This window comes from Rhizobium acaciae, assembly GCF_025941625.1.
In the GTDB taxonomy this organism is placed as follows: domain Bacteria; phylum Pseudomonadota; class Alphaproteobacteria; order Rhizobiales; family Rhizobiaceae; genus Rhizobium; species Rhizobium acaciae.
In genome coordinates this window covers 320,322-333,559 of the sequence record NZ_JAPCZO010000002.1, presented here as the reverse complement: position 1 = coordinate 333,559, position 13,238 = coordinate 320,322, and the positions used below count along the sequence as shown (strand labels likewise).

Here is a 13,238-nt window from a genome sequence, read left to right as displayed (position 1 = left end):
TACCATGCTCATCGTCCCCGCCAAACGGGCGCCCGTTTCTGCTGGAAGGCGGCGACGCCCTCCAGCGCATCCTCGCTTTGCAGCGCCTTGACCAGCGCCGGCGTCCGCAAGGCCTGTGCCTCTGCGGGGCTCAGATGGCCGGTCCGGTTCACCGTCTGCTTGATCGCGCGCAGCGACAGCGGCGCGCAGGCAACGATATCGGCAACCCAGCGATCAACGGCCGCATCCAGCTCGATCGCCGGAACCACCTCGTTGACAACCCCGAACCCCGCCATCTCGGCGGCACTAAACTGCCGGCCGGTCAGCATGACGGCCATCGCCCGGTTGAAGGCGATCTTTCGTTGCAAGAGCACCATGCCGCCATCCAGCGGCATGCGCCCGACGCGGGCTTCCGGCAGGCCGAAACGAGCCGTTTGCGCGGCAATGACGATGTCGCAACCGAGCACCATCTCGAAGCCGCCACCGAGTGCAAAGCCGTTGACGCGGGCGATGACAGGCACATCGAGAGACCGGCGAAACGCCAGCCCGCCGAAGCCGTTCACCCGGCTCGCCGCCCAATAATCGAGGCCGGAGCTACCGCTCCCCCCCTTCAGATCGGCGCCGGCGCAAAAGGCTCTTTCCCCGGCTCCGGTCAGGACGACGCAGCTGATGTCGTCTCGCGCTTCGATCTCGCGCCAGATCGTCTCCAGCTCCTGCTCCGTCGCGGCATCCACCGCATTCATGCGGTCGGGACGGTCCAGGGTGACGCGGGCGACACGATCTGCGACGGAAAACCCGACACTCATGCCGCATTTCCCTGCAGCCTGCCGAGAGAACCGAGGATCTCGTCATTGTGCTGGCCGAGCTGCGGCGGCGAAATGCGCACCGCGACCTCAGCCGCCGACATGTCGATCGGCGAGCCGATGAGGCGGATCGGGCCGGCTGACGTCTCGCCGGCCTCCAGGATCATCTTGTTGATGATCGTCTGTTCGTCCTTCAGCGCTTCCGGCAGGGAGCGGACAGGCGCGCAGAGGATGTCGACGTCCTCCAGGCGCTGCAGCCAATGGGCCGTGGTATTTTTCGCGAAATTGTCGTGGAAGATCGTTTGTAGCTCCGGCCGCCGCGCCATCTGCGCGTCGAAATCCTTGTAATGCGGGTACTGCGACAGATCCTCGATCTCAAGCGCGTTGCAGATGTCCTGAAGCGGGTTCTGCTTGAACGCGCCGACCATGACGATGGCACCGTCAGTGGTTTCGAACACGCCTGTCAGCGGGAAAGCGCCCCAATTGAGATCCTTCTGGCGCATCAGATGGGTCGTACCTTCCTGCATCTGCATGGCGAGCATGGAGTTATAAAGGCTGACGGCGACCTGCTGGCCTTCGCCGGTCTTGTCGCGCTGCAGGAGCGCCAGGAGGATGCCCTGAACCAGATGCATGCCGGCGGAATAATCGGCAAGCGGCGTGGCATAAATCGAAGTCGGGTGGCTGCTGTCCGACTTGCGGCGCATGACGCCCGATACAGCCTGCGCCAGCACGTCCTGTCCACCCTTGTGCTGGTAGGGGCCGGTCAGGCCGAAGCCGGTGCCAACCGCATAAATCAGTTTCTTGTTGATCTTCTTCAGGTCCTCGAAGCCGAAGCCCATGCGCTCCATGACACCGGGACGGAAGTTGTTGACGACGACGTCGGCCGTCTCGAGCAATGTGAGCACGGTTTCGCGCGCCTCGGGCTGCTTCAGGTCGAGTGCCAGGCTCTTCTTGTTGCGGTTCAACGAGCAGAAGACCGGGTTGTTCAGGCCATCCGGATCGGAGCCGAGCGACCAACGGGAGAGATCACCGATACGGACCTTTTCGATCTTGATGACTTCGGCGCCATAATCGGCCAGCACCTGCGTGCAGGAGGGCCCGAGCATGACCTGGGTGAAATCGATGACGCGAATGCCGTCGAGGGGGAGAATGGTCATTCTGCGGCCTCCAGATAGGTAGCGTTTTCGGATGGTACGTCGCCGGGATCGGCCCCCTGCGCCCGCATCTGTTTCTGAATTGCCTTGATGTCGGCCTTGCGCACGGTCGTGCCGGCATTGAGTGCGACGACAGCGGCAACGCCTGCTGCCTCACCCATGGCCATGCAAGGCGGAATTTCGCGGCTGGATTTCTGCGCCTGCGGCGTTGCCGAGTAATGACGGCCAGCGACGATCAACTGATCGATCTCCTTCGGCAGCATTGCCCGGTAAGGCGTGTAGTAGTCGCGGCCACGGCAGACCGTGTCGGCGAAGTGCCGCCGGCTCATGACATCGTCCTTCGTCACGACATAGTCGCCTTCCAACTGCCGTGTCTGGCGCACGCCGGTCTGCGGCGCGAAATCGACGACATAGGCACTTTCGAAGCCCGGCATTTTCTCTCGCGCGAAGTCCAGCAGTCGAGCGATACGCGCGCGGCCTTCCAATTCTGCCCGCGTCAAGTCCTCGACCTTGAGGCCGCTCAGCTTCGGCATATGCGGGCAGTTGAGCCAGACGACGCCCGGCAGTGGCGTCTTCAGCCACCAGAAAGACCAGCAACCGCCGATGAGACGCTTGGCTTCGTGATCCACCAGCTTGAAGGCTTCCGGATCTTCACGCTCGAACCGCTCGGCCGCATCCGTGTCGATACCGCCCCAACGCGAAACCGTCGTCAGGATAAAATTGGATTCGATATGCGAGGCACCGGCACTGGCGGCGACATCAAGATCGCCCGTGGTATCGATGACCACATCACCGAGGATTGCTTCCATGCCCGCCTTGGTCTGGCAGATCACACCCTTGATCGTCCTGTCCTCGACGATTGCGGAGGAGAACCAGCTATGGGTTCTGAGCTTGACGCCAGCAAGAGCCAGAATGTCGTAGGAGGCACGCTTGAAGGCGTCGGGGTCGAAGGCTGCGGAAAAGCATATCGGATGCGGCATGGACGGCGTGTGAAAGTCGAACAGTCCCCAGCGCGCCCAGCGCTGCCAGGCTTCCGGCGTATCGCGGAATTCGATCAGACGGTCGCGGTCGGTCGGCGTGACGCACAGACCCCAGAGCTTCATGCGCTCGATCATTTCCATGCAGATGCCGCGCACGGTGATTTCGAGCTCGTTGATCATATCGTCGAGCACCAGCACCATGCCGCCGGCGGCGAGACCGCCGACATAGGGATAGCGCTCCAGCAAGGTCACGCTCGCACCGTTGCGGGCCGCCGACACTGCCGCCGAGATCCCGGCTGGGCCGCCACCGACCACGACGACGTCGGAGCGATCGACCACTTTGATGTCGCGCGCAGGCTGATGGATTGTCTCAATCATTGTCGTTTTCTCCTGGTTGCGCGTGCTCAATGCGATCCGGCCGGCTTCCAGCGCACGACCTTCGTCTCGACGACCGAGACCAGGGCGAAGAGGACCACCGCCAGAAGGGCTGCGATCACAACGGTCGCGTAGAGAAGCGGCGAGCGGAAATTATAGGTGGCCTCGATGATCAGGGCGCCGAGACCGAAACTCGAACCGATCCATTCTGCGACGATCGCCCCCATGACGCTGCTGGTTGCGGCGATCTTCAAGGCGGCGAACAGGAAGGGCAACGAGCTCGGAAACCGCACTTTCCAGAGGATCTCCGAATTGGTGGCGGACAGAACCCGCATCAGGTCGAGCATGGCGGGACTTGCCGCCCGCAGCCCCTGGACCATGTTGACCAGCGTCGGAAAGAAGCAGATCAGACCGGCGATGATGATCTTTGGCGCCAGTCCATTGCCGAAGATCAGCACGAGGATCGGCGCAAGTGCGATGATCGGGATCGCCTTGATGAAGACGGCGATCGGGTAAAATGCCTTTTCCGCCGTCGTGCTATGCACGAACCAGACCGCCAGCAGGATGGCGACGAGGTTACCGAACAGAAAGCCGAGGGTGGCTTCGAGCAGCGTCGGCAGGAAATTCCGCCACAGCGTTGCGGCATTGTCGCGAAAGGCGAGCACGACGTCGGCCGGGCTCGGCGCCATGAAGGTCGGGATCTTGAAGATCCAGATCACCACTTGCCAGAGCACGACGAGGCCGAGTCCAGCCAGGATCGCCGGCAGATTTCTCGACAGGGTGCCCATGGTGGCGTCGAGGATCGCGACCTTGCGCGGGGTGGATGCGGGCGCGGAACGCGCTTCGGAAGAGACCACGTTGCTCATAGGCATTCCTCCAGCAGAGCGCGCAGATGCGCCGTCACCTGAATGAATTCCACCGTGTCTCTCATGGCGAGCGAACGCGGATAGGGAAGGTCGACCTTCATGAACTCCTTCACACGGCCGGGATGCGCCTGAAGCATCAGCACATGCTGGCCAAGGAAGGCTGCTTCGGGGATGGAGTGAGTGACAAATAGGATCGTCGTGCCCGTCTCCTGCCAGAGCCGCAGCAATTCCTCGTTCAGCTTGTCGCGGGTGATTTCGTCGAGCGCGCCGAACGGCTCGTCCATTAGCAGGATGCGCGGCCGCGTGACCAGCGCCCGCGCGATGGCGACGCGCTGGCGCATACCGCCGGAAAGCTCATGCGGCAGGGCGTTCTCACGTCCCTTGAGCCCGACCATCGCCAGCAGCTCCGCCGGGTCGGCAAAGGAGCCTGCCGCATGCTTGCCGACCTCGATCGGCAGGCGGACATTGTCGATGACGCTGCGCCAGGGCAACAGAGTGGCGTCCTGGAACACGAAGGCGAAATCGCGGCCCTCCCGTGCCTCGCGCGGCGAGCGCCCGAGCACCGAGACCGAACCGCCGTTGATGTGCACGAGATCGGCGATACAGCGCAGCAGGGTCGATTTTCCACAACCTGAAGGGCCGAGCATCGTCACGAACGCCCCCTCGGGAATATTCACCGACACGTTGGAAAGAGCGGTGATCTCGTTGTCCTTATCGCCAAAACGGATGTCCAGATTGGCGACGGATACGGCGAGCGGCGATCCGGCTGGCAGCGGATCTGGCCGTTTGACGGTGGCGGCGGCAGTCATGGCCGTTCACCCCACCTGCTTGCGGATATCGGCCGTCGCATCGAGTATGGCGAAGCTCGCAACGTCATCGACGGTCGGAACCGTCCCGGTGAACTGCTTGAGGTCGGCATAGGCCTTGATCTGCGCAGCCCAGTTTTCCCTGTTCATCGCCCCCCAGCCGAATTGCTTGGTGGTGTCGCCGAAGGAGAATTTCGCAATCGGACCGACGGCTTTGAGTTCGCTTGCCTTATCAAGGTTGGGATAGGTCTCGATCAGCATGTCGACCGCCTCTTCCGGATGGTCGCGGACATAGCCCCAGCCCTTTGCGGCTGCCGTGGTGAAGCGCACCAGCACGTCGGCATGTTTGTCGAGCTGTTCGTCGGTGGTGTAGTAGACATTGGCATAGAGCTGCAGCCCAGCGTCCCAGAGCATCATGTCGACGCGGTCGTCACCCAGGACCGAAAGGGCATTGGTGTTGGTGATCCAGCCGGTGACGGCGTCGGCCTGACCGGTCAAAAGCTGGTTCATGTCCGACCCCATATTGACCATCGTCACCTGATCCTCGGCGATGCCGTTCTTGGCGAGCAAGGCGCGAAGCAGGATAAAAGCCGTCGGCTGCGTAGCGATCGTCTTGCCGATCATGTCGTTCGGCTCGCGGATAGGCGCTTTCTTCAGCGAAAAATAGGTGAAGGGATGTTTCTGATAGCCGGCCAGGAAGGCTTTGACGGGGATGCCGGCGGAGCGCGCCAGCATCACCGACGGGCTGGAAGAGATTTGGCCAAGCGTCGATTGCCCCGCCGCGACACCGGCGACGCCATCGACATTCGGGCCGCCGGGAACGATTTCCAGCTCGACGCCCTGCTCCTTGAAGAAACCCTTCCTCTGCGCAACGACTTCACCGATCACGCCGTTGGAGACCAGCCAGCCCAGTTGCATTTTCACCTGGGCGACGTCCTGGGCAAGGCCCGCGCGCACGCCGATGAGCGTCTGTGCTGCGGCCAGGCCGCCCACCGTTGCGACATTGGATATGAAGCGACGGCGGTTCATCATGAAATGAGACATAATAGTTCCCCTATTTGTTCCCCCCGGTCCGACTTTATCGTCGTGTACCGAAGCTCATTTGCCGAGTGCCTGGGGAGGATGGGGAATTTTGGCGTTCTAATAAAGAACAATTATTCGCTATATGAATTGCCAAAAAGGCAACACAGGCGGATAGAACCTGCGGGGACACCGCCCATCGAAGCTCAGAATGCTGTTCGTATTGGAGCTATCAGATAATTACGCGATCTTGGTTTGTCCATTTTGCAGATTGATTCATCGAAATCATTACGCAATTTTCAGGCCTTCCAAACCAAACTTGGGCATCCGCGGCATTTGATTTGGGCATCTTTCCGAGCGGTACACACAAAAGCCCGCCGGAGCGGGCTTTCGAGGACGGATTGAATGGGTTTGGTACGCCCTTCACTCCAGCCACCGCCGATCTTCGTGATAATTTTTGCCGGAAAATCCTCCCGGCAAGAGGATTGCAACGAGAATATTATAATTCTTTCACACAAGAATCGCAACCAGGAGGATAAAATGCCTACCAGAATCCTCCCGGCAGGAGGATTTCTCTCGGCATCTTATAACCCTCTATTGCATGCCAGGCGAAGAGCGATTATATTTTTGCCAGCCATATCCCCCCAACAGGAGGATTAGATGATGCAAAATATGAAGACTCTGGGCCGGTCGACTGCCTCGCTTCTTACTGCGCTCCATGATGAGAGAAGAACGATCTTCTCTTTGGACGACGCCGTCCGGATTTTGGGCGGCACGAAAAAAGCCGTGTCTAACTTGCTGTCAAAAGCGCAGCAGCGCGGCGTCGTAACCAGACTTAGGCGCGGCACATACATACTCGTGCCGTTCGAGCTGGGTTCGGAGAGCGTCTACGCGGGCGATCCTTGGCTCGTGGCCGACAGGCTCTTCGAGGACAAACAACGCTACCTGTCCCACGGCACGGCAATGGCGATACATGGAATGACCCAGCAACCGCAAATTCTGGTCACGATCACCGTGGCCGATCGGTATCCCGAAACCATTTTCGCTCAGGGAACGGAGATTCGGGTGACCGGGCTTCCGATATCGCAGTTTTTCGGAATTGGACGAAAATGGCTTGAACACGGATACGTCATGGTCAGCGATGTCGAGAGAACGATCGTCGATTGTCTAAGGCGGCCAGACCTGTGCGGCGGGTTCTCCGAGATCGCCGCCGGAACATGGATGGTGAAGGAAAAGGTGAAGACCAAGAAGCTCGTTGACTACGCCCTTCAGATCAAGACCAAGGCCGTCGTCAACAGAACTGGGTTCCTGATGGCGTCGTGCGACCTGGGCGATGAAGAAGACATGCAGCGCCTTAGGTCGGCATTAACGGATACCTATCATCTTCTCGATCCCACGATGCCGGATGACGGTCGCTTCAACTCCAGGTGGCGGCTTCGAGTCAATGTGAGCGAGGAAGAAACACGCATGGCGAGGGCTAGCTAACGTGATTGCACAACGCGATCTTTCTATGATTTCTAACAAACTTCTCAAACAAAACGGCGGAAGGCGGATACCGGACCAAACCATTGAGCTTGATTATGCCCTATCTTGGTTCCTATCCGAACTGGCGATCCATGACTTTGGGAAGAATATCGCGTTCAAAGGCGGGACCGCGCTTAGAAGGTGCCATTTCGGCGAGTATCGGTTCTCTGAAGACTTGGACTTCACGCTCCTTGAGGATGCCGAATTCGACACCGTGCAGGCGGCTTTCGAGGAAATTGGCTCAGCGGTTGAGGAACAAACCGGAATGCCGATCGTGTTTGGGGGCAAGGACAATCACCAGCACGTCAACAGCCACACGTTCTATATGTCATACACTGGACCTATGCGCCGTGAACGGAACTTCAAGGTCGACATGACACGCACCGAAAAGCTTGTATTCGACCTTGAGGCGAAGCCAATCATCCGGACTTACGATGCTTTCGATTTTCCGGATGGAAGGACGGTACAAACCTACGCGCTCGACGAGGTGGCCACTGAGAAGATACTTGCCCTCACGGACCCCGCCCGAAATCAGCCACGCGATCTGTTCGACATATGGAAATTGAGCGAGGACTTCGACCTGGAGCCGGAACACCTCGCATCGGCCGTTGCGCAGAAGCTCCAGTTCAGAGGTCGCGGCGCTGAGAACCTCATGGAGGCATTTGAGCGGAAAGAGAAGGCGCTCCGCAGCACCTGGAAAACAAGGCTCGACCCTCAAATGGCGGAGACACCCGAATTCGAAGACATCTTCCGCGAGGCTAAGCGTCTGTTCCGCCAAAGCAGCGTGTTCGAGTTGACGGAGGCCGCGCTAAAGTCGCTGGCAGCGAAAGGTCCCAAGACCTAAACGTAGCCTTATCCATGACGGAACATTGTCGGCCTAAACCCGGCTTGGAGCCGCCGGATGCTCCCTGTGCGACAGCTGACGCGTGACGACGAAGACCAGCAGGGCGCCGACCGCAAGGCAGGCCGAGAGAAAGAACATCGGCGCGATCGTGCTGCCGCTCTCATCCTTGATCCAGGGCACGACGTTCTGGGCGACGAAGCCGCCGAGATTTCCGACGGAATTGATGGCGGCAAGGCCCGCCGCAGCCCCCGCGCCCTTGAGGAAACGGGAGGGCAGGCTCCAGAATACCGGTTGGGGCGCAAAGATCCCGGCGGCTGCGACGCAGAGGAAGGCGAATTGCAAAGTGTGGTTCGGGATCAGCGCCGAGAGCAGCAGGCAGGCGGCGCCGATGACAGCGGGAATGATGATATAGGGCGTCTTCGATTGCGCCTTGTCGGCCATGGCGGGAACGGCATAAAGCGCGATCGCGACCAGCACCCAAGGAATGATGTTGAGGAACCCGTTCACCGTGTTGCTGACGCCGAAAGCCTTGACGATCGTCGGCAGCCAATAGCTCAGCCCATAGGCCGAAAGCGGAAAGGCGACATAGCAGAGCGCCATTAGCAGAACGCGCGGGTCGATGAGCGCCTTGAATCCGTTTCCGGCATTCTCGCCCATGCCGGCATTTTCAGAGGCGAGCTTCCGTTCGAGCCATTGCTTCTCCTCGCCATTCAGAAAGCTTGCACTTTCAGGCCGGCCGGGAAGATAGAAGAAGGTGACGATGCCGGCGATCACAGCCGGAACGCCTGTCGCCAGGAACACCCACTCCCAGCCGGCAAAGCCGTAGAGACCGTCGAGATCGAGCAGCACGCCGCCGAGCGGCGCGCCGACGGCATTGGCGATGGCACTGAAGATCATGAACAGCCCGACCATCCTGCCGCGATAGGCCGAGGGAAACCACAGCGTCAGCAAATAGAGGACGCCGGGAAAGAAGCCGGCTTCGCAGACACCGAGCAGGAAGCGCAGGATGTAGAACATCGTCGCGTTCTGCGTAAAGGCGAGCGCGATGGTGACGATGCCCCAGGAGACCAGGATGCGGGCGAACCAGACACGCGCGCCGAGCCTGTCGAGGAAAAGGTTGCTCGGCACTTCGAAGAGAAAATAGCCGATGAAGAAGAGCGATGCGCCGAGACCATAGGCATATTCGCTCATTCCGAGAGCATCGACCATCTGCAGCTTGGCGAAACTGACGTTCTGCCGGTCGATATAGGCGATGAGATAGAGGATGCCGAGAAACGGCATCAGCTTCCAGGTGATTTTCGAGATCAGCCGCTTCTCGTCGACCATAAGTATTCTCCGGTATGACCATGCTTGGGGATCGGGTAAATAGCGCGGCCAGCCGATATTCAATCGGGCGCGGCATTTTCGCGCAGCCGCAACCCTGATGATGTGACCGTACCCGAAGCCGGGTACGGTCTTTAGTCATTCAGCGGCGGCGACGGCGGCGCGGCGGCCGATCGTTGCCTGGGTCAGCACGAAGGCTGCGAAGGCGCAGAGTGCGATGCCGGCGGCCATCGGAACGGCGGTGCCGTCGAAGAAGACGCTCGATATGACCATGGCGACGGCGGCGATTACGAAATGCAGCGTGCCCATCAACGACGAGGCGGTGCCGGCGATCTCGCCGTGATCCTCGAGCGCGAGCACCGCGCTCGTCGGGATGACGAGGCCGAGGAAGCCGTAGCCGATGAACAGGAAGGTCGCCAGGACAGGCAGCTGGTTGAAGCCAGAGGCCATCACCACCGCCATGACGACCATGGCAAGGGCAAAAGCGCTGACCGCAATCCGCATGACGCGCACGAGGCCGAAACGCTCGCCAAGCCAGCCCGTCGCCTGCGATACCGCGAAGAAGGACACGGCATTGATCGAGAAGGCAAAACTATATTGCGTCGGCGTCAGCCCGTAATGCTGGATCAGTACGAAGGGTGAGTTGGCGAGATAGACCAGGAAGCTGGAAATGCCGAGGCCGCCGATGAAGGTCAGCGTCAGGAAGTTGCGGTCGGCAAGCAGCAGGCGGTAGGCCGCCATGGCGCTCTTTAGACCGCTGCCGCTGCGTTCGGCCGCCGAACGGGTTTCGTCAAGCTGGGTGGCGAGCAGGACGAGGCCGATGAAGGCGGCGATCGTCACGGCCCAGAATACGCCGCGCCAGCCGTAGAACTCGATGACGGCGCTGCCCGTCAGCGGCGCCAGGATCGGGGAGATGGAGAAGACCAGCATCAGCAGCGACATCAGGCGGGCGGCCTGCACGCCGGTATGCATGTCGCGGACGATGGCGCGCGGAATGACCATGCCGGCGGCACCGCCGATACCTTGAACGAAACGGAAGGCGATCAGCGTTTCGATATCGGTCGCCAGCGCACAGCCGATCGAGGCGACGGAAAAGAGGCCGATGCCGAGATAGAGCGGCAGCTTGCGGCCCCACATATCCGACAGCGGACCGTAGACCAGTTGGGCGAGCGCAAAGGAGATGAAGAAGGCCAGAAGGGTAAGCTGGGTGACGTTATTATCGGCATGCAGGTCCTGGCCGATGGACGGCAGCGCAGGCAGATACATGTCGATGGCAAAGGGCCCGATGGCCGACAGAAGGCCGAGAATGAGGGCAATGCGAAAGAAGGGAGCCGTCATAATGGTGATCTTTCATAAAAGCGCGGCGGAGGGTACCGGATCGTCGCTCCGCCACATTGCTCTCAGGGTTGAATGATGATCGTTCGCGCGAAGACGAAGTTGGGAGCTCATTCTCCTGCGGCGAAACCAAGAGTGTCAATAAATTTGGACACAGGTGTAAAACTAGACGCCATTGTCTAAAACGTCAAGACGTCTTATCTTCGCTCTCATGAAAGATCGCATGACAACGGCAGCCCGGATGACGGGGCATACGCAGCGCGGACAATGCGCCAAGCGCATGTCGATCCTCGATGCCGCGGCCGACGTATTCTGCCGCCAGGGTTTTGCCGGCGCCAGTATCGACGAGATCGCCGCCGTCGCCTGCGTCTCGCGCCAGACGATCTACAATCACTACCGCGAGAAGGAAACGCTGTTCGTCGCCGTCGTCGAAGACGTCATGAACCGCGCCAACGCCATGCTGTTCTCGGTGCTTTCGACCTTTCCTGAACGCGCCGACGATCTGGAGGACGAGCTGACGGCCTTCGCCGTGCGCCTCAACAAGAACTGCATCTGCAACCACGACGGAAAATTCCTGCGCAAGCTGGTGCAGACCGAGGGCGAGCGATATCCGCACCTCTTCGAAAGCTGGCGCCAGCAGGGGCCGGGCAAGCTGATCACCGCACTGTCAGCACTTTTCGCGCGGCTTGCCCATAAGGGGGCGCTCGTCATCGATGATTTCGACGTCGCGGCCCGGCAGTTCGTGGCGCTTGGCAATGCCGACCTGCAGATGATGATCCTTCTCGGCGCCACACCCACCGATGAAGAATTGGAAAAGGCGGCGCGCAACGCGGTCCGTACCTTTCTCAAGGCCTATGGCAGGCCGGAGGCGGAACAGGCCGGCCATCCGCCGCAACTCGCGGCCATCTCAGGCTGAGCTGGCCCTTCCGATCAGGCAAAGACCGTCATTTGTGAAGGTACGATCGCGAACATGCCGACACGGCGCGCGGCAAGATATTTCACCAGCTGTTCGACAACCGAAGGCATGACCGGCTTCTGGACCACGCCGACCGCGCCCTTGACGCCGTCAGCCACCACTTCGGGATTGCCGGTCATGAAGACGACGGCAATGCCATGTTCCTGCGCCAGCCGCCGGCCGATCTCAGGCCCGGTCGGGCCGTCGGCGAGATTGACGTCGACAAAAGCAATATCGGCAAGCGGCGCCAGCCGCAGCGCCTGTTCGCGATCATTCGCAAGGCCCGCAACCTGCATCCCCATGCCTTCCACCGTCGCCTCGAGATCGAGGGCGATCAGGAATTCATCTTCGACGATCAATACTCTCTGTTTCATGAGATCATCTCGTTGCCAGCGCCGCACGACATTGGTGGCCATGATACGTCCCCTTGGTTACGCATAACTCGAAAGAGGTATCCGCTCCGGCAGTCTATCCGATGCGAAACTCATGGCAGTAACGGGCAAGTCGACGATATGTTCCGCGGTGGAACGCCGTTTCTTGTATTTAAGATATTGTTAACGTTGACAAATTCTTAAGAATAAAGAACGTGAAGAAAAAGGCGGCACCCGATCGTGCTCAGTCTCAACTGCGCGCCTTCTGGATGGGGACGCGATAAGGCGGTATTAGCCATTCTGTGAGCTTGAAGATGAGGATCAGGTTGAGAAGCAAATTTGTCATTTTAACCGCCGTCGTCGTCAGCTTGTTCGCTTACACGAAATTGATGGCCAGGATCGGCGCGGGCTCACCACCTCCAGATGCGCCGTTGGAGCAACAGGCTGACCTCATTCGTGTTTATAAAGCCGAACGTCGCATGGTCCTTCTCAAGGGGGATACCCCCATCTCAACATACCGGATTTCTCTTGGGCAGGCTGCAGGTGAGGGTCCCAAGCAACGAGAAGGGGACGAGAAAACACCTGAAGGGCGTTATGAAATAGACTGGCGAAATCCCAAGTCCATGGCGCATCTGAGCCTGCACATTTCATATCCAGGCTCTGATGATCGGCGCAACGCTGACGCCGGTGGCTTTCCTCCCGGCGGCAATATCATGATCCACGGGCTTCCCAATGGCTGGGGCCTATTCGGAAACGCCCATCAACTGTGGGATTGGACGGATGGGTGTATTGCGGTCACCAACTCGGAGATGCGCGATATTTGGGCCCGCGTCCCCAATCATACGCCCATAGACATCATGCCCTGAACTGTTGCGGCGAACGCATGGCATCCCTGTGTTCAGA

Annotated in this window: 13 protein-coding genes; 4 read left to right on the top strand and 9 right to left on the bottom strand. The window is 59.9% G+C overall.

The genetic code is table 11. The annotated features are described in order from the left end of the window. Positions 1-8: 8 nt before the first annotated feature. The 6 genes from OLZ32_RS05305 to OLZ32_RS05280 are packed head-to-tail and all read right to left on the bottom strand — an operon-like array spanning position 9 to position 6,007. Positions 9-785 (bottom strand): enoyl-CoA hydratase-related protein, encoded by a 777-nt coding sequence (locus tag OLZ32_RS05305; RefSeq protein WP_130788300.1) that lies wholly within the window; start codon positions 783-785, stop codon positions 9-11. Continuing rightward, on the bottom strand, positions 782-1,939 hold the full coding sequence (locus tag OLZ32_RS05300; protein ID WP_130790682.1) for a CaiB/BaiF CoA transferase family protein: 1,158 nt from the start codon (positions 1,937-1,939) through the stop codon (positions 782-784). Before OLZ32_RS05300 ends, OLZ32_RS05305 begins: the two co-directional genes overlap by 4 nt. Then, complete coding sequence (locus tag OLZ32_RS05295) at positions 1,936-3,294, bottom strand: FAD-dependent oxidoreductase (protein WP_003548335.1); 1,359 nt, start codon at positions 3,292-3,294, stop codon at positions 1,936-1,938. The genes OLZ32_RS05300 and OLZ32_RS05295 overlap by 4 nt, the downstream gene beginning before the upstream one ends. Positions 3,295-3,320: 26 nt before the next feature. Then, the gene (locus OLZ32_RS05290) at positions 3,321-4,157 is read right to left on the bottom strand and encodes an ABC transporter permease (RefSeq protein ID WP_264419941.1); all 837 of its coding nucleotides are present in this window, start codon (positions 4,155-4,157) and stop codon (positions 3,321-3,323) included. Continuing rightward, positions 4,154-4,966, bottom strand: coding sequence for an ABC transporter ATP-binding protein (locus OLZ32_RS05285; RefSeq protein ID WP_018482573.1), 813 nt, complete (start codon positions 4,964-4,966; stop codon positions 4,154-4,156). Before OLZ32_RS05285 ends, OLZ32_RS05290 begins: the two co-directional genes overlap by 4 nt. A gap of 6 nt (positions 4,967-4,972) precedes the next feature. Continuing rightward, positions 4,973-6,007, bottom strand: coding sequence for an ABC transporter substrate-binding protein (locus tag OLZ32_RS05280; RefSeq protein ID WP_264419939.1), 1,035 nt, complete (start codon positions 6,005-6,007; stop codon positions 4,973-4,975). Between the two features lie 636 nt (positions 6,008-6,643). On the opposite strand from OLZ32_RS05280, the gene OLZ32_RS05275 reads away from it, so the two are divergent. Together OLZ32_RS05275 and OLZ32_RS05270 are read left to right on the top strand one after the other, a co-directional pair. Beyond that, a complete protein-coding gene (locus tag OLZ32_RS05275) occupies positions 6,644-7,468 on the top strand; it encodes a type IV toxin-antitoxin system AbiEi family antitoxin domain-containing protein (RefSeq protein WP_017991933.1) in 825 nt (274 codons plus the stop codon). Between the two features lies 1 nt (position 7,469). Continuing rightward, the gene (locus OLZ32_RS05270) at positions 7,470-8,351 is read left to right on the top strand and encodes a nucleotidyl transferase AbiEii/AbiGii toxin family protein (protein WP_003548325.1); all 882 of its coding nucleotides are present in this window, start codon (positions 7,470-7,472) and stop codon (positions 8,349-8,351) included. Between the two features lie 33 nt (positions 8,352-8,384). Here OLZ32_RS05270 and OLZ32_RS05265 read toward each other — a convergent pair whose 3' ends face one another. After that, positions 8,385-9,677, bottom strand: coding sequence for an MFS transporter (locus OLZ32_RS05265; protein WP_264419935.1), 1,293 nt, complete (start codon positions 9,675-9,677; stop codon positions 8,385-8,387). Between the two features lie 135 nt (positions 9,678-9,812). Continuing rightward, entirely contained in the window at positions 9,813-11,012 is a 1,200-nt protein-coding gene (locus tag OLZ32_RS05260; RefSeq protein WP_011654780.1) for a multidrug effflux MFS transporter, read from the bottom strand. Positions 11,013-11,184: 172 nt separating this feature from the next. On the opposite strand from OLZ32_RS05260, the gene OLZ32_RS05255 reads away from it, so the two are divergent. After that, entirely contained in the window at positions 11,185-11,925 is a 741-nt protein-coding gene (locus tag OLZ32_RS05255; protein ID WP_264419932.1) for a TetR/AcrR family transcriptional regulator, read from the top strand. Positions 11,926-11,939: 14 nt separating this feature from the next. Here OLZ32_RS05255 and OLZ32_RS05250 read toward each other — a convergent pair whose 3' ends face one another. Further along, positions 11,940-12,380, bottom strand: coding sequence for a response regulator (locus OLZ32_RS05250; protein WP_003548318.1), 441 nt, complete (start codon positions 12,378-12,380; stop codon positions 11,940-11,942). A 281-nt stretch (positions 12,381-12,661) separates the two neighbouring features. Here OLZ32_RS05250 and OLZ32_RS05245 point away from each other — a divergent pair, with 281 nt between their 5' ends. Then, entirely contained in the window at positions 12,662-13,201 is a 540-nt protein-coding gene (locus tag OLZ32_RS05245) for a L,D-transpeptidase family protein (protein ID WP_264419930.1), read from the top strand. Positions 13,202-13,238 lie beyond the last annotated feature (37 nt).